We start from the raw sequence: 17,211 nt of genomic DNA on the forward strand, positions 1-17,211 counted from the left end.
GATGAATAAAACCATCAATATTCAAGACACATTTTTGAACCAGCTGCGCAAGGAAACCATTCCGGTAACCGTCTATCTGACCAATGGGTTTCAAATCCGCGGAGTCATCCGTGCGTTCGATAATTTTACAATCATCATCGATAGCGAAGGCCGTCAGCAAATGGTTTACAAGCATGCGATTTCGACCTTTACGCCGCAGCGGGCCGTTTCGTTAATGCAGGATAACAGCTCGGAAGGTTAATATCTTGACGGAAGGAGCCGGGCTCTGACCGCAACATTTTGGCTCCATCTCCCGTCTAATTAAATAACGTCCATAAGAGCAACCCGTTCCCTTAGGGTTGTTCTTTTTGTAGAAGTACCTAGAGAGAAGCATCTGGCAGACGTGAGAGGTTTTCTCGTTAGCGCTGCTCCATTTGAAACCTGAACATGCACTTGCCGTAAGCGTTCTAGAGAGAGTAAAGGGGTGACAGATGAGAATGTCTACTGCGAAGAAACCGACCTCGGGGAAACCGAAGAAAAAGAAGAAGAGCAAATTTAGTGCCGGAAAAGCGTTTATGTTCGTCTTTATAGCAGCCGTAATGGCTCTGATATGTGCAATGGGCGTTTACATTTTTATTATCATTAACGGTGAAAAGCTGCTGAAGGAAAACATCAACAAGCTCGATATGTTCGAAGCCTCCCATATTTACGATGCGGCGGGCAATGAAATCACGACCTTATCCCGCGAAAACCGCGAGGTGGTTCAGCCGGAGGACATACCGCAAAAGCTGAAGGAAGCGTTCATCGCGACGGAGGACCGCCGGTTCGGACAGCACTCCGGGATTGATTTCCTCGGCATCGGCCGGGCGCTGGTCAAGGATGTTATCGCGCGAAGCGCTGTTGAAGGCGGCAGTACGATAACCCAGCAGCTGGCGAAAAACGTCTTCTTGTCCAGCAACAAAACGTTCTTCCGCAAAGCGACGGAAATGTCGATAGCGGTGGCTTTGGAGAACAATTATACGAAAGACCAGATTTTGACGATGTATATGAATCGGATCTTTTTCGGTAATCGTGCCTTCGGCGTGAAGGTGGCGGCCAAAAAATATTTCAACGTATCCGATCTGAACAAGCTGGAAGTATGGCAGATGGCGACTCTTGCGGCTATACCGAAAGCGCCAAGCACTTATAATCCGATATCGAATCCGGAGAAATCGAAGGAACGGCGAAGCGTCGTATTGAAGCTGATGCTGGATCAAGGCTATATTACCGAAGCCGAGCGCGCTCAGGCTGAAGCTGTAGAGTATGTGCCACCGAAGGCGCCGACGGGAAGCAATAACGATTATTTGGCCTTTATCGATTATGTGTTGGACGAAGCCAACGACATGTATGGTTTAACGGAAGACGATGTGCTTACCAACGGATACAAGATCTATACGACGATGGATGCCAACGCGCAAAAAATAATGGAGCAGACGTTTGCCAACGACAAGCTGTTCCAGAAGGACGGTCCCGAGCAAAAAATGCAGGGGGCCATGGCGATCATCAACAATGAGGATGGCGGTCTCGTCGGGATTATAGGCGGGCGGGATTATGTCGCACGGGGCTTGAACCGAGCTACGGTGCCGCAGCAGCCCGGTTCTTCGATGAAGCCGATCATTTCGTACGCACCAGGTATCGAGTACAAAAATTTAACGCCATACAGCATGCTGCAGGATAAGGAAACATCGTACAGCGGGTATTCTCCTCGAAACTACGATGGCGTTTACCGCGGTCAGGTGAGCATGCTTGAGGCTGTCAAGCTGTCGATCAACGCTCCGGCCATTTGGCTCTTGAACGATATCGGCATTAAGAAAGCAATGGACTTTGCCATCAATATGGGCATTCCTCTGGATCCGCAAAAGGACCGGAACCTGGCTATCGCTCTCGGCGGATTGACTCGCGGAGCGAGTCCCGTACAGATGGCAACGGCGTATGCCGCTTTCGCCAACAACGGGAATTTGAACAAAACGCATTCGATCGTGAAAATCCAAAACGGCAAGGGCGAGGACATTCATACGTTCAAGCCGGAAACGAAATCGGTCATGAGCCCGAAAACGGCATACTACATGACAAAGCTGATGCAAGGCGTCGTAGAACCTGGCGGTACAGGGGCGGCGGCCCGATTCGACCGGCCGGTCGCCGGGAAAACCGGATCGACACAGAACGTCATCAAAGGGCTGGAGAAATATAACCGCGACCTATGGTTCACCGGGTACACGCCGGAATGGAGCGCGGCGGTCTGGCTCGGGTTCGATAAAAATGACGCGAAGCATTATGTAACCATGAGCAGCGGTGCGCCGGCGGTTATCTTCAAAGAGGTTATGCAAAAAGCTCTAGCGAAAAAGCCGATGACGCAGTTCAAGAAGCCGGATAATGTTCCGGAGCTCGGAGCGCCTCCGAAGGGGATCGCCGATTTAAAGGCGGAATACGTGAAAGAGAAACGTTCCGTAGTGCTGAAATGGACCGGGGCAGGCGACAATGTCTCCTACCAGGTATTTCGTAAGGGAGAGCAGGATAAAGACTTCCCGACGGAGCCGACCTTCATGTCGGCGGCAACGGAGACGCAGGATATTGTGGCTCCGGGAACGTACAGCTATATGGTTGTTCCCGTCAACTCCGATAGCGGAAACGCCGGCGCGCAGTCGAACGTTGCCACGGTAACCGTACCATCGGAGGAAAGTGGTTCTGGCCAGCAGCCGGGCCAAGGTCAAGGACAGGGTCAGGGCCAAGGGCAGGGCCAGAATGGCAGCGGCAACGGATCGAATAATGGCAAGCCGGGAAATGGCGGTACCGGAGCCGGAGGCAGCGGCAACGGCAGCGGGAACGGTACCGGAAGCAATGGTACCGGGACTGGCAACGGCGGCACGGGCAACGGCAGCCTGCCGGGGCAAGGCAATGGCCAGCCGGGTAACAACGGCGGCACAGGACAGCAGCCGGGCGGCACCGGGAAGCCCGGCGGCAGCACCGGCGGTGCCGGCACAGGCACCGGAAACACGGGTGCCGGCAATAACGCCGGCACGGGCAACGGCAGCGGTACCGGAGCGCCTGACGGCGGTACCGGAACCAGCCCCGCTGCCCCAGGCACGGGCAGCGGCGGTACGCCATTACCAGGCGGAGTAACGCCTGGTAATGGCCAGCAAGGCACGGGGGCGGCCGGCAGTACGCCCCCGCCTAGAGGCGGCAGCGGCGCCGGAGCGGGCGCCGTGCCGGGCAGCACCGATACGTCTGCGGGGAAACCCGCAGACGGCGGTGCTGCCGGTACGCGCTAGCGGAGCGCTCAGCGCGTCGGTTATGGCAGGGCGGCGGGGATCATGATCGATCCCCGCCGCCCTGTTTGCTTTTGCAGCTGCGCTATCAGTCAGCTGCGCAAGCTTATGCATGCACCTCACTGGCCGCATATGGCCATCCGCGGCGCATGTTCTTGCGTTGTTCCATCGCCGGATGCTGAGGCAGGTTTTGTTAATTTTTCCCCTGTCGTAGTATAATACTTCATATGGACTTGTCCATAAATTACGAACAATGGAGTTGAAGTAATAATCATGAAAGCATCATTCGCAGCATTGACCGCCAAATGGACTGCCGTAGCCGTAGTATGCACGCTCCTGCTTTCCGCTTGCGGCACCAAGCCCGCTGAAAACAGCAATGCGGCAGGAGGAAGTCAGCCTCCCGCATCCCAACAAACTCCGGCGCCTACCAGCAGCCCGCAAGCCAAGAAGAGCTGGTCTGCACCGCCTGAAATGAAAATCGACCAAAACAAAACATATCAAGCTACGGTGACGACCTCGAAGGGAACGTTCAAAATCGACCTGTTCGCCAAGGATGCTCCGAAAACGGTTAACAACTTCGTGTTCCTGGCTAAGGAAGGATTCTATAACAATGTCGTGTTCCACCGCATTATCCAATCGTTCATGGTCCAAACCGGTGACCCGGAAGGGACGGGCCGCGGAGGTCCGGGATACAAATTCGAGGACGAGCTGAAGAAAACGTACAGCTACGAGCCGGGAATCGTTGCCATGGCCAATTCCGGTCCTAACACGAACGGCAGCCAGTTTTTCATCTGTACCGGTGAAGACAGCAAGGGCTTAAATCGCCAGCCGAACTATACGATTTTCGGAAAAATTTCCGAAGGCATGGATGTGGTGAACAAGATCGCTGCAACGCCGGTTAGCGTAGGAGCCTCCGGAGAGAAGAGCTCCCCTACGGAGAAGGTAACGATCCAGTCCGTGACGATTACAGAGAAATAATTTTCTGCAAACGCGAGCAATTTGCCGTAAGACTTGCGAAGATTAAGCATACATTTTAATGATGACGGACAGCGTGGTAATTCCACGCTGTTTTCATTGACCACATAGGAAAGTTTAAGATCGGTAAAGCGATAAAGTGCATCAAAGATCTTTCCTATTGGCGATAAAACCTACCATTGAACGCGGTCGCTCATCTTTGAAAGGCCTCGATAGAGGTTTTCTCACGAGCAAGGTTTTCGTTTTGCTGATGCAGGGGAATTTGGGGAAGGAATACAATCGCATAGCGGGAAAGGGGAAATTTCGCATGACGATGAATGTTACGAGATTGGATAGATATCAAGGATGTTTGCTCGGACTTGCCGTCGGGGATGCATTGGGAACAACACTGGAGTTCAAGACTCCGGGCTCGTTCGAGCCTTTGCGGGATATGGTGGGGGGCGGTCCTTTTCAGCTGGAGCCGGGCGAGTGGACCGACGATACGTCGATGGCCCTTTGCTTGGCGGAAAGTCTTCTGACCTGCGAATCGTTTCATCCGCTCGATCAAATACAGCGGTACGTCAAGTGGTACCGTGAAGGGTACTTGAGCTCTACCGGCGTTTGCTTTGATATCGGCAATACGGTGCGCATGGCGCTCGAACGATTCGAGCAGTCGGGTGAGCCGTTCAGCGGCTCCTTGAAGCGAGCGGCTTCCGGCAACGGTTCCTTAATGCGGCTGGCGCCGGTCCCAATGTACTACGCAGCGAATGCTCAGGAAGCTATCACCCGCTCAGGCGACAGCTCTTTGACAACCCACGGCTCTATAATCGCCGTAGATGCATGCCGTTACTTCGGAGGACTGTTGGCCGGCGCTCTGCAAGGAGCAGGCAAGGAGGAGCTGCTCTCCAGCTTATATTCACCTGTTCCGGACCTATGGAAGCGAAGAAGGCTTGTACCCGAAATCAGTGAAGTGGCCGATGGCTCATTCAAAGCAAAGCAGCCTCCGGAAATCCAGGGCTCCGGTTATGTAGTGCAATCGCTGGAGGCTGCGCTGTGGGCGTTTTACAACAGCAGCAGTTTTGAGGAAGGCTGTCTGATGGCGGTCAATCTCGGAGACGATGCGGATACGACCGGTGCGATATACGGTCAGCTGGCGGGTGCCTACTACGGGGTTAATGGGATTCCTGAACCATGGCGCAGGCCTATTATAATGAGAAGCTATATCGAAGATACGGCTGCACGGCTTTTGCAGGCTTCCGATCGTCTCTCGAAAGGGCAAGAACTACGATGATAAAGGTAAGAGGAATAAACCACGCCACTTTGCAGGTAGCCAGCTTGGAGCGTTCGCTGCCCTTTTATGTGGACTTTCTCGGCATGTCCCTAGTTCATCGCGGCAGCAAGGATGTATATCTGGAATGGGGAAGTGCATGGATCTGCTTGCTGGAACGCCCTGTTTCACCGCGCTCAGCTGAATCGGTTAATACGGCCGGAATGGATCATATGGCCTTTTCCATAGAAGAAGCGGATTTCCATGAAGCGTCGAAGAAGCTGCTGGATGCCGGAGTTTCTGTTGTCCGAGGCCCTGTATATCGCGGGGGCGGTTGGAGTATCAATTTCCTTGATCCTGACGGAATCGAGCTGGAGCTGTTTACCGGCTCATTGGCTGAAAGAATGAAGGTGTGGACATAACGATGAAGCGAAAAAGCGCGAAACGGACGCTAGCGCGAATCGTGATCGCCTTATGCTGCGCTGCATTGCTATGGATCGGCTATTTGCTATGGCTGATGGGGTCGCTGACTGACAATCCGGAAACAAAAGGGGATGTCGGTATCGTGCTTGGCGCCGCTTTGTGGGGGGATAAGCCGAGCCCCGGCTTGCGGGAACGGTTGGACAAGGCGGTAGAGCTGTACCGGACGGGACGTATTCCCGGTCTGATCGTTTCCGGAGGAGCCGGGTCCGCTCAAGAGATTGGAGAATCCAGGCTAACGGAAGCTGAAGGAATGAGAAATTATTTGCTGGAGCAAGGGATTCCGCGCGATGTCATTTGGATGGAAAATCAGTCGACCGATACCTACGAAAACTTATTGTTCAGCAAGTCCATCGTTCAAGAACATCATTGGAGGAAAGTGGTCATAATTACGCATCAATATCATGCTGCACGGGCTTTGGATATGGCTGAATTTCTCGGTTACGAGTATCCTGCAGCTGCTCCTGTTGCGAGTAAGGTGCTTATGATGTCATGGCATAAGAGCCGGGAGACATTGGCATGGACCAAATGGACGCTCGATAAGCTTCTGTTGACGGTGGGATTCAAAGGATAAAATGGCTGGCGAAGCTCCTCATTGGAGAGCTTCACCGGCTTTTTTGGCCTTACGCGCACGCAGTGAAGGTAGAGACTGTTCAGCTCTGCAATGGTTCACGCCGGTAATGATATTCGTACAAGGGAGTAAAACCGGCCTTCGTATACAGCCTCCACGCCGGAATGTTATCTTGAACAACTTGCAGATACAGGTGATGCGCGCCCTGATCCTTGCACCAAAGTGCTAACTCATGCAGCAGCACGCGTCCGATTCCTTGACCGCGCCGTTCGGGAACTACAGCGACATTGGTAATGCCCGCCCAGCCTTCTTCCAGTACGACGGTTGCAACAGCGGCGCATTGACCGTTGATTTTGAAGGAGAAGAAGCCCTTGAGCGGCTGAATGCGGCTTAACACCTTTTCATAAAACGCCCGTTTGGATGCGTCGAATTGTTCTGCAAGAAGAAACTCGTCGATCCAAGCGGAATTGGCATGAGGCGTGACCGTGATTTCCCATTCGTCATCGGAAGAGTCACTGTCCGGCGTATTTGCGATGACTATAGCCGTCTCACCGGTAAGTACCGAACAGGGGGCTTCCACTATATATCCTGCATCGGCCAGCTGCTTATCCAGCCCCGGCGGGGATACGTTGCTAATATGGAATAGCAAAGGGAGAGTGTGCCGTTCATAAAAGTGTTTCGCTTGTTCCAGCCAATTGCTTTCGGGAAACGGGCTGCCGGTAGATGTCCATACGCTGTTGGCCCTCTTCGTTATCCCTTGCGAGGCGCGAAATACAAAGTCTCCGCACTCGATGGTTTCTTCGGCAGGCCAAGTGCGGAAAGCGAGACGCTCAATCAGCTTGATGAGATTCCACGAATCGGTTGTCAATGGAGTATCTTGTTCTTTTGGCATACGCGGGACATCCTTTCTTACTTACGAATAAATAACCAAATTTATGAATAAAAATACATCATTTTGGCTCTACGGTCAATCGTTTTTTATCCGCCGAATTATGAAGATTATTTAAACCGCCTCCTGTTACAGCATTTCACAATGTGGTTGACAAGGGGGAAACGGAGTAGTAAACTGATTAAACGTAATTATTACAATTAAAAGGAGCTATCCATTAAACCAAACTGGATAGACTACGGAATAAAAGCGTAATGATTACGGTTAGATAAGTTGTTTTATCGTAAAAATTACATATAAAATGGAGGGCTTTTTAATGAATCAGCTTCAAAGCAAGATCAAAATTCCTGTCACTGTATTAAGCGGTTATTTGGGAGCGGGGAAAACAACCGTTCTGAACCATGTCCTGTCGAACAGGGACGGGTTGAGAGTCGCCGTTATCGTTAACGACTTGAGTGAAGTGAACATTGATGCGGAGCTTGTACGGAATGGCGGCGGTTTGTCTCGTACGGAGGAGAAGCTTGTAGAAATGTCCAACGGCTGCATTTGCTGTACGCTTCGTGAGGATTTGTTGAAGGAAGTAGAGCGTCTTGCGCTGGATGGACGATTTGACTATATCCTCATCGAGTCTACTGGGGTTGGAGAGCCGGTGCCAGTTGCTCAGACATTTACTTATATCGATGAGGAGCATGGAATCGATTTGTCCGCTTTTTGCCGGTTGGACTGCATGGTTACTGTTGTAGACGCCAATCGTTTCTGGCATGACTACAGCTCGGGAGAGACCCTTCTCGAGAGGCAGCAGGCGGTTGGAGTAGACGATACTCGCGATGTTGTAGATTTGCTGATCAGTCAGATTGAGTTTTGCGACGTGCTTCTGCTCAATAAATGCGATCTTGTTGACGAAGAGGAGCTCGCCCAGCTGGAGCAGGTGCTGCGCAAGCTGCAGCCTAGAGCCAGGCTGATCCGTACAACGGAAGGCAAAGTAAACCCTCGCGATATCTTGAATACGAACCTGTTCAACTTCGACGAAGCGAGCCATTCCCCCGGTTGGATACAAGAGCTGCAAAGCTCGCATCACACTCCGGAAACGGAGGAGTACGGTATTTCCTCGTTCGTCTATGAGCGCAAGCGTCCGTTTCATCCGGGCCGGATTAAAGAGTGGATGGAAATGTGGCCTGCGGAAATTGTACGTGCCAAAGGCATCGTATGGCTGGCTACCCGCAACACGTTCGCCCAGAGCATTAGTCAAGCGGGACCGTCCATTCAGTTCGGGCCGGCAGGATATTGGGTAGCCGCGTTAAGCGAAGAAGAGCGCAGTGCTTTGCTTGAGGAGGATCCTGCGCTTAGGTCCGAATACGACGAGCAGTTTGGTGATAGGATCAATAAAATTGTGTTTATCGGAATAGACATGGAGAAAGAGCAGCTGATCGCTTCACTAGATGACTGTCTTCTTACTGAGGCTGAAATGACGGCAGACTGGAGCTCATTCCAAGATGGACTCCCCAATTACGAACCGGCCGTGGTATAATATGGAAGCGGATGGTTCTGCTGCTGTGTAAATTCGCAGACGGTTAAGCTGAATAGGCTCCTTTTGCTCGAGCAGCTGCAATTAGTATAAGCCGCTTGAGCGAAAAGGGGCTTGTCTTCGTTCATGCTCAATGCCGCTAATGATTAAGGATATGAATGATTTTCGGATGGGGGAATACGGGTTGATCAAAGCGATTGTGTTTGACTTTGACGGATTGATTCTAGATACGGAGACACCGGAGTATGAATCGTTTCAGGCCATGTATCAAGAGCATGGTGCCCAATTGCCGCTAGAGGTATGGGGAAGACATATCGGAACGGACGGCTCCTTATTCGAGCCCTATCAATATCTGGAGGAATGTATCGGCAAGCCGATTGACCGGGAGAGCGCTCGCTTGCTGCGCAGAGAAAGGTATGCCGAGCGGATGCGAGGAGAGCTTCCTCGCCCGGGCGTCGCCGATTACTTGGTACGAGGCAAGGCGTTGAATATCGGCATCGGACTCGCATCCAGTTCCTCTAGAGCGTGGGTTATCGGCTATTTAACGGAGCATCGGCTTACCGATTCTTTTCACTGTGTCCGTACCCGGGATGATGTGGCCAAGACGAAGCCGGATCCGGAGCTGTATTTGCGCGTTCTTGAAACGCTTGGAGTGCAGCCTCATGAAGCGGTGGCCTTCGAGGATTCGCCGAACGGTGCGCTGGCGGCCAAACGAGCGGGTATGCATTGCGTCATTGTTCCAAATTCCGTTACTCGTCAGCTCAAGTTCGGCGAGTTCGATTTGCGGCTCGATTCCATGGCCGATATGCCGTTGGATACCGTGTTCGAGCGGATTGCGGGTATCCGGGGATAGCTCCTATGAAACGGCATCGCATTATTATGATGCTGCCCGTTTTCTCCTTAGAAATATTGCCTTACAGTTATTTTCTACCTCTACTAATTCTCATAACTCCTTTATAATAAGACACAAGGTCGTCTTAGTTCCTGCGCAATGAGCGCCCATACCTCCCACTTTACGAAGCTGATTTTGAAATTTCATGAAATGGCTATACAATAAGATAAGAAAAAGAGCACATTCGACTGGGCACTTGCGTATACTGCTAACACCAAGTAAAGAGGTGATACGCATGAGTGGACGTGTCGTACCGACAGATCAGATACAGATTACGAAAAATGCCAACCAATTGAACGTGGTATTGCGTAATCCGGATCCGGTAAGCATGAGCGCCGAGGCGGAGCCCCATTATCGCGGCAAACCGTTGTCCCAGCAAGGACAATTCGGGGAAATCATGAAGGAGCTCGATCGGATGGTCGGTTTGGACAACGTGAAGGAGCTCGTATTCGAGATTTATGCGCTGCTGCGCATCGGCGGATTCCGGGCTGAAGTTGGCTTAATGGCCAATAGTCAGGTGTATCATATGGTGTTCAAGGGCAACCCGGGTACGGGCAAAACGACGGTAGCACGAATCATCGCGAAGCTGCTGCAGACGATGGGTGTGCTAAGTAAAGGTCATTTGATTGAAGTCGAGCGTGCCGATCTGGTAGGCGAATACATAGGTCATACGGCATTGAAGACGCGAGAGCTTGTGAAAAAAGCACTGGGAGGCGTGCTGTTTATCGACGAGGCTTACAGCTTGGCGCGCGGCGGCGAGAAAGATTTCGGCAAGGAAGCGATCGATACGCTGGTGAAGGCGATGGAGGACCACAAGAATCAGTTCATCCTTATCCTGGCGGGATATTCACAGGAGATGGAGCTGTTTCTCCAGACGAATCCGGGCTTGCCGTCCCGTTTTCCCATTCAGCTCGACTTTCCGGACTATACGGTCGATCAATTGATGCAAATAGCGGAAATCATGATTAAGGAACGGGAATATGCTTTAATGCCTCAGACGGAGATGAAAATCAGACAGCAAATTATGACGGAGAAGCAGCAGAGCGATCCGGAAACGGCGTTCAGCAATGCGCGCTATGTCCGTAATCTCATCGAAAAGGCGATGCGCAACCATGCGGTTCGTCTATTAAATCAGCATACGCAGCAGCCGAGCAAACAGGATTTGATGAACCTTCGTCCCGAGGATGTAAAGCTGGAGCGAAAACCTGCAAAGGAGATATACAAAACTTTATGAAACCAACGACGCACACGATTGAACACGAGCAGGAGCGGGCTGTATTAGTCAGCCTTGTTACCCCTCAGCAAAAAAGGCAGGATGCCTATTCTCCGGAATATTCGTTATCCGAGCTCGTAAGCTTGGCCGAAACGGCCGGTGTAGAGGTATTGGATACGTTAACGCAGAATAAAGAAAACGTAGATTCCAAATGGTTTATAGGAAAAGGCAAGGCAGAGGAGCTGAAGCAGCTGCTCGAGCAGCATGATGCGAATACGGCGATATTCGATCAGGAATTGTCCGGTGCGCAGGTTCGCAATCTGGAGCAGTTTCTCGATGTAAAAATTATCGACCGCACACAGCTGATTCTCGATATTTTTGCCGGACGCGCCAAAACGCGCGAAGGGATTATTCAAGTCGAGCTCGCTCAGCTGAGCTATTTACTGCCGAGATTGTCGGGGCAGGGCAAAAACTTATCCCGGCTCGGCGGAGGCATCGGTACCCGCGGTCCGGGGGAAACGAAGCTGGAGACGGACCGCCGTCACATCCGCAACCGGATCAACGAACTGAAGCAGCAGCTGCTAGAGGTTGTCCGTCACCGCAATCTGCATAGAGAGCGCCGGAAAAAAACAGGCGTGTTCCAGGTCGCGCTGGTAGGCTATACGAACGCCGGCAAATCGACGCTGCTCAAACAGATGACGCAAGCCGATGTGTATGTCGAGAACCAGCTGTTCGCCACCTTAGACCCGACTTCCCGCACGCTGGAGCTGCCAAGCGGCAAGGAGATCGTGTTGACGGATACGGTAGGATTCATCCAAAACCTCCCGCATGATCTGGTCGCCGCGTTCCGCGCCACGCTGGAAGAGGCTAACGAAGCGGATCTTATTTTACACGTAGTGGACAGCTCCTCCGAGATGATGGTAACGCAAATGAAGGTCGTCGACGAGGTGCTGGAGGAGCTTGGGGCTCACCAGAAGGAGCAGATTACTTTATTCAACAAAATCGATTTGTGTTCACAGGAACAGATCGAGATGCTGACGGCCGAAGGGGACTATTTGAAAATCTCCGCTTACCGGGATGAGGATCTGCAAAAAATCCGTGAGGTTATCGAATCGCGGCTGATGGGGGACTGCAAGACGTTCCGCATTCCGGCGGAAAAAGGCGACGTCATATCGCTCGTCTACAGAGTAGGAGAAGTGCTGGAAAACGAAGTGGACGGCGACGATATGCTGCTTCAGGTCAGAGTAAACAATAAGGAATACGATAAACTGGGCTATTTGCTGGCTGCTTACGCCATGGATCAGGCACAAATCAAGGGAGAGAATTCGGAGCATGTTTAATGAACGCATTACGGCATGGATGGAGCGTGCCGAGCAGGTTATTGAGGGGAAAATCAAAGAAATCGACCGCATTATCGACCAAAATCAATGGAAGGTCATTAGGGCCTTCCAAAATCATAAAGTAAGTGACTATCATTTCTCGGGCTCTACGGGTTACGGCTATAACGACCGGGGCCGGGAAGTATTGGATCTGGTGTATGCGGAAGTGTTTGGAACGGAGGCCGCCTTGGTGCGGCCGCATTTTGTGTCTGGGACTCATACGATTGGAACGGCGCTTTTCGGCGTACTAAGACCGATGGACGAGCTGTTGATGATTACGGGAAGGCCTTACGACACGCTCCACAAGGTAATCGGCAAGCCTGGAGACGGGAAGGGCTCACTGCAGGATTGGGGCATCGCCTATGGCGAGGTTGCCCTGCTAGATGACGGGGCGCCGGACTTTGAAGCGATCCGCTCACGAATTAACGTGAAGACGAAGGTTATCGGTATCCAGCGTTCCCGCGGCTACTCGTGGAGACCTTCCTTTACGGTCGAGCAGATCGGGGAGATGGTCCGATTCGTCAAGGAAATCAAGCCGGATGTCATCGTCTTCGTAGATAACTGCTATGGCGAATTTACTGAGCTTATAGAGCCGACTCAGGTCGGCGTCGATTTGATGGCGGGCTCCCTGATCAAAAATCCGGGAGGCGGCCTTGCTGCCACGGGCGGATACATTGCTGGAAAAAGCGAATACGTCGAGCTCGCTTCGTACCGGTTGACCGCACCGGGGATCGGCGGGGAAGTAGGCGCCATGCTCGGTACGACTCGCAGTATTTATCAGGGGTTGTTTCTGGCGCCCCATCTCGTCGGACAAGCAGTCAAAGGCTCGATTTTTGCCGCTGCGGTATTCGAAGAGCTGGGCTTCGTCACCCATCCGCACTGGAACGATCCGAGAACCGATCTGATTCAGGCGATCCGCTTCACGAGCGATAAGCATCTGATTGCATTCGTACAGGGCATCCAGCAGGCGGCCGCGGTTGATTCTCATGTGGTTCCCGAGCCGTGGGATATGCCGGGATACGAGCATCCGGTCATCATGGCGGCAGGGACTTTTATTCAAGGAGGAAGCCTGGAGCTGTCTGCCGATGCGCCGATCCGTGAGCCTTATATCGCCTACATGCAAGGCGGGTTAACGTATTCCCACTGCAAGTTAGGCGTGCTGACAGCACTGCAGAACATGATCGATCGCGGTTTGTTGTAGCACCCTATACATCGCATAAACCTAACATAACTTGACACGTTTATGTAGCGAGGTTACAATGGGGTTAGGTTTTCTGTTAACAGGGGTGAAAAGGTCATGAGTGATGATATTCGCCGCAATATGGCACTGTTTCCGATTGGGATTGTAATGAAACTTACCGATTTGACGGCAAGGCAGATCCGGTATTATGAACAGCATGAACTTATTATTCCTGCCCGAACCGGCGGGAATCAGCGGCTCTATTCGTTTAACGATGTGGAACGGCTGCTGGAGATTAAAGATTTGATCGAAAAGGGAGTTAACATAGCGGGCATCAAGCAAGTGCTGCTGCCGGTTTCCAAAGACTCCGAGGAAGCAACGGTCCTCAACGAGCAATCGGAAGTGAAGCGAAGAGAGATGACCGATTCCCAACTTCACCGTATGCTGAAGCAGCAGCTGCTGGGCGGAGGTAAGCGGGGGCAAGTATCTTTGATTCAAGGAGAGCTTTCACGTTTCTTCAAGAAATGAAAAGGCTTCATCAGAGCAAGGGTTAAGTTCGTCTTTCGAACATGCTCTGTCATTTTAGTGATACCAAGGAGGAGAAATCGACCGTGACAGATAAAACATACACAAAAGAGGACATTTTACGCATTGCGAAGGAAGAAAATGTACGCTTTATCCGACTTCAGTTTACCGACTTGCTGGGCACGATCAAAAACGTGGAAATTCCGGTAAGCCAGCTGGAGAAAGCATTGGATAACAAAATGATGTTCGACGGCTCCTCCATCGAAGGCTACGTTCGTATTGAAGAATCCGACATGTATTTGTATCCTGACCTGAGCACATGGGTCGTATTCCCTTGGGTAACAGAGGATCGCGTCGCTCGTCTGATTTGCGATATTTACTTGCCGGACGGCCGTCCGTTCCCTGGGGACCCGCGCGGCATTCTGAAAGCTGCGCTGAAGGAAGCCGAAGAAATGGGCTTCACAGATATGAATGTTGGTCCAGAGCCGGAATTCTTCCTGTTCAAAACCGACGAGAATGGCAATCCGACGATGGAATTGAACGACCAAGGCGGATATTTCGACCTGGCTCCTATGGACTTGGGCGAGAACTGCCGCCGCGAAATCGTATTGACTTTGGAGGAAATGGGCTTCGAGATCGAGGCTTCCCATCACGAGGTAGCTCCAGGTCAGCACGAGATCGATTTCAAATACGAGAGTGCGATCAAAGCGGCTGACCAAATCCAGACGTTCAAGCTGGTCGTTAAGACGGTAGCCAGACAGCACGGTCTTCATGCGAGCTTTATGCCGAAGCCTTTGTTCGGCGTGAACGGTTCGGGTATGCACTGCCACCAATCGCTGTTCAACGGCAAAACGAACGTGTTCTATGACGAAAGCGACAAGTTGGGCCTAAGCGCCACAGCAAGACAATATATGGCCGGTATTTTGCGTCACGCCCGCGCATTCGCAGCGATTACGAACCCGACGGTTAACTCTTACAAGCGTCTGGTTCCAGGCTACGAAGCTCCATGCTACGTCGCATGGTCTGCGAGCAACCGCAGCCCGATGATCCGTATTCCTGCTTCCCGCGGCTTGAGCACACGTGTAGAAGTGCGGAACCCGGATCCGGCGGCGAACCCTTATCTGGCTCTGGCCGTTATGCTGAAAGCGGGATTGGACGGCATTAAGAATAAAATGCAGCTTCCTCCTCCTACAGACAGAAACATCTATGTGATGTCCGAGGAAGAGCGCGAGGAACAAGGCATTCCTAGCTTGCCTGTTGATTTGAAGCAGGCCCTGGATGAGCTTCTGCGAGACGATGTGATCTGCGATGCTTTGGGCGATCATGCTCTGGCGCATTTCGTAGAGCTTAAAGAAATCGAGTGGGACATTTACCGCACGCAAGTCCATGCTTGGGAGCGCGAGCAGTATTTGACTCTGTATTAATAAGGAACGACCCGGTGCCGGATGGCGCCGGGTTTTCTTTTTGTCTAAAGTTTGAGTGTGTTAATAAGCAGGATGCAGCAACGGTAATGCTTATGAAAGAAGAAAAAACAGCCGGGATCAGGAGCGAAGGCTCCGTGAATCCCGGCTGTTTGATGTTAATGGATGTCGCGAAATACCCCGACAACTCGTCCCAGTATGGTAACTTGATTCAAGCGAATCGGTTCCATGGTAGGATTCTCCGGCTGCAAACGGAAATGATCCTTCTCCTTGTAGAACCGTTTCACGGTTGCTTCATCATCCTCCGTCATGGCTACTACAATGTCACCGTTGTTCGCAGATTGCTGCTGGCGCACGATCACGTAGTCTCCGTTATGGATCCCGGCTTCAATCATACTATCGCCGATAACGCTGAGCATGAACACATTGTGGTCGCCGACGTAGTGGCTTGGCAGAGGGAAGTAGTCCTCGATGTTCTCCGTAGCTGTAATCGGTACACCGGCCGTGACGCGTCCGATCAATGGCACCCGGGCAACGGACAGGTCGAACTGGCTGCCTTCGGTAGAGGAGCCGTCAGTGATCTCTATGGCTCTCGGTTTAGTTGGATCGCGGCGGATGAGGCCCTTCTTCTCAAGACGCTCCAGATGTCCGTGCACAGTAGAACTGGAAGCAAGTCCGACGGCTTCACCGATTTCTCGAACGGAAGGCGGATATCCTTTATCTTTTACTTCATTCTTTATAAATTCCAGTATCGCCAGCTGCCGATTGGATAGTTTGCTCATCACGATCACTCCAGTATTGGTAATTATTATCCAAAGTATAACACAGAACCGGAGTTCGTACAAACATAAGTTCGAAAAAACGGTTGACACAAACATTTGTTCGTGTTAATTTAATACCAGAACAAATGTTTGGGGGTCGTTGAACATGTATATGAATGAACAATTAATCCGCAGCACGGTATCTACTCACAACCGCAACCATAAGGCAAATAAGAAGTCTATGAATAAAGTAAAGCTAGCCAGGCTAGGCGCTTTGCTGGCCGCAGGGCTGTTGATAATCATACTAAGTCTTTTTATCTCCCTGTTCGGTGGAGATCAAGACGCGTTAGCCGCGGCTAACGGAAGCGCGTTGAAGTCGACGGTAGAAGTCGATAGAGGCGACACGCTCTGGAGCATCGCGAACGAGCACCTTGAGCAAGGGCAGAATGTTTCGGAATACATATATGAATTGAAGCGAGTGAATCAGCTTAAATCGAATGTGCTGCATGAAGGACAAATTCTCGTCTTACCCTAACGTTTGAGTACGGATCTGTTCCTGCTCTTGACAATCGAATCCTGTAATGTCAAAGTATAATTTGATGCATTTGGCGCTGTCTGTTCTTGTGCTTTCATGTACCAGACACGAGATAACCAGGAGGATTGGAATGAACGAATCAGAACACGATCAATACATCAAGCGAATTAATGAACTGGCACGAAAAGCGAAGTCGTCTGAACTGACTGAAGAAGAGATTGAAGAGCGCAACACATTAAGAAAGCGTTATATAGAAGCTTTCAAGAGCAATCTCCGCAATCAGCTGGATAATATTAAATTTGTGGACGATGAGAACAAGCAGTAATCGGGGGAGA

17 protein-coding genes are annotated in these 17,211 nt (G+C 51.5%); 15 read left to right on the top strand and 2 right to left on the bottom strand.

The window, feature by feature from the left end:
- The first annotated feature begins 1 nt into the window (after position 1).
- From hfq to DVH26_RS15325, 6 genes are all read left to right on the top strand, one after another.
- Positions 2-241, top strand: coding sequence for an RNA chaperone Hfq (hfq, locus tag DVH26_RS15300; RefSeq protein WP_239635382.1), 240 nt, complete (start codon positions 2-4; stop codon positions 239-241).
- Between the two features lie 235 nt (positions 242-476).
- Entirely contained in the window at positions 477-3,287 is a 2,811-nt protein-coding gene (locus DVH26_RS15305; RefSeq protein WP_239634535.1) for a transglycosylase domain-containing protein, read from the top strand.
- 270 nt (positions 3,288-3,557) lie between these two features.
- A complete protein-coding gene (locus tag DVH26_RS15310) occupies positions 3,558-4,262 on the top strand; it encodes a peptidylprolyl isomerase (RefSeq protein WP_239634536.1) in 705 nt (234 codons plus the stop codon).
- A gap of 310 nt (positions 4,263-4,572) precedes the next feature.
- The gene (locus DVH26_RS15315; protein ID WP_239635383.1) at positions 4,573-5,529 is read left to right on the top strand and encodes an ADP-ribosylglycohydrolase family protein; all 957 of its coding nucleotides are present in this window, start codon (positions 4,573-4,575) and stop codon (positions 5,527-5,529) included.
- A complete protein-coding gene (locus DVH26_RS15320; RefSeq protein ID WP_239635384.1) occupies positions 5,529-5,927 on the top strand; it encodes a VOC family protein in 399 nt (132 codons plus the stop codon). The genes DVH26_RS15315 and DVH26_RS15320 overlap by 1 nt, the downstream gene beginning before the upstream one ends.
- A 2-nt stretch (positions 5,928-5,929) precedes the next feature.
- Positions 5,930-6,559 carry a YdcF family protein gene (locus tag DVH26_RS15325; protein ID WP_239634537.1) on the top strand — a complete coding sequence of 210 codons (630 nt, stop codon included), beginning with the start codon at positions 5,930-5,932 and terminating at the stop codon, positions 6,557-6,559.
- A 79-nt stretch (positions 6,560-6,638) separates the two neighbouring features.
- On the opposite strand, the gene DVH26_RS15330 is transcribed toward DVH26_RS15325, so the two are convergent.
- Positions 6,639-7,448 carry a GNAT family N-acetyltransferase gene (locus tag DVH26_RS15330; protein ID WP_239634538.1) on the bottom strand — a complete coding sequence of 270 codons (810 nt, stop codon included), beginning with the start codon at positions 7,446-7,448 and terminating at the stop codon, positions 6,639-6,641.
- Between the two features lie 313 nt (positions 7,449-7,761).
- Between DVH26_RS15330 and DVH26_RS15335 the strand changes: the two genes are divergently transcribed.
- From DVH26_RS15335 to glnA, 7 genes are all read left to right on the top strand, one after another.
- On the top strand, positions 7,762-8,973 hold the full coding sequence (locus DVH26_RS15335; protein WP_239634539.1) for a GTP-binding protein: 1,212 nt from the start codon (positions 7,762-7,764) through the stop codon (positions 8,971-8,973).
- A gap of 181 nt (positions 8,974-9,154) precedes the next feature.
- Positions 9,155-9,823, top strand: a complete 669-nt coding sequence (locus DVH26_RS15340) for an HAD family hydrolase (RefSeq protein WP_239634540.1) — start codon at positions 9,155-9,157, stop codon at positions 9,821-9,823.
- A gap of 274 nt (positions 9,824-10,097) precedes the next feature.
- The gene (locus tag DVH26_RS15345) at positions 10,098-11,096 is read left to right on the top strand and encodes an AAA family ATPase (RefSeq protein ID WP_239634541.1); all 999 of its coding nucleotides are present in this window, start codon (positions 10,098-10,100) and stop codon (positions 11,094-11,096) included.
- Positions 11,093-12,415: a GTPase HflX gene (hflX, locus tag DVH26_RS15350; RefSeq protein WP_239634542.1), complete on the top strand. Its 1,323-nt coding sequence runs from the start codon at positions 11,093-11,095 to the stop codon at positions 12,413-12,415. The genes DVH26_RS15345 and hflX overlap by 4 nt, the downstream gene beginning before the upstream one ends.
- Positions 12,408-13,655 (top strand): methionine gamma-lyase family protein, encoded by a 1,248-nt coding sequence (locus DVH26_RS15355; RefSeq protein WP_239634543.1) that lies wholly within the window; start codon positions 12,408-12,410, stop codon positions 13,653-13,655. Before hflX ends, DVH26_RS15355 begins: the two co-directional genes overlap by 8 nt.
- Before the next feature lie 96 nt (positions 13,656-13,751).
- On the top strand, positions 13,752-14,162 hold the full coding sequence (locus tag DVH26_RS15360; RefSeq protein ID WP_239634544.1) for a MerR family transcriptional regulator: 411 nt from the start codon (positions 13,752-13,754) through the stop codon (positions 14,160-14,162).
- A 41-nt stretch (positions 14,163-14,203) separates the two neighbouring features.
- A complete protein-coding gene (gene glnA, locus DVH26_RS15365; RefSeq protein WP_239634545.1) occupies positions 14,204-15,583 on the top strand; it encodes a type I glutamate--ammonia ligase in 1,380 nt (459 codons plus the stop codon).
- Between the two features lie 155 nt (positions 15,584-15,738).
- Here glnA and lexA read toward each other — a convergent pair whose 3' ends face one another.
- On the bottom strand, positions 15,739-16,362 hold the full coding sequence (gene lexA / locus DVH26_RS15370) for a transcriptional repressor LexA (protein WP_239634546.1): 624 nt from the start codon (positions 16,360-16,362) through the stop codon (positions 15,739-15,741).
- A 145-nt stretch (positions 16,363-16,507) separates the two neighbouring features.
- Between lexA and DVH26_RS15375 the strand changes: the two genes are divergently transcribed.
- Entirely contained in the window at positions 16,508-16,876 is a 369-nt protein-coding gene (locus DVH26_RS15375) for a LysM peptidoglycan-binding domain-containing protein (RefSeq protein WP_239634547.1), read from the top strand.
- A 130-nt stretch (positions 16,877-17,006) separates the two neighbouring features.
- Positions 17,007-17,201, top strand: coding sequence for a DUF896 domain-containing protein (locus DVH26_RS15380; protein ID WP_239634548.1), 195 nt, complete (start codon positions 17,007-17,009; stop codon positions 17,199-17,201).
- Positions 17,202-17,211: the final 10 nt, after the last annotated feature.

Source organism: Paenibacillus sp. H1-7 (genome assembly GCF_022354825.1).
Lineage (GTDB): Bacteria > Bacillota > Bacilli > Paenibacillales > NBRC-103111 > Paenibacillus_S.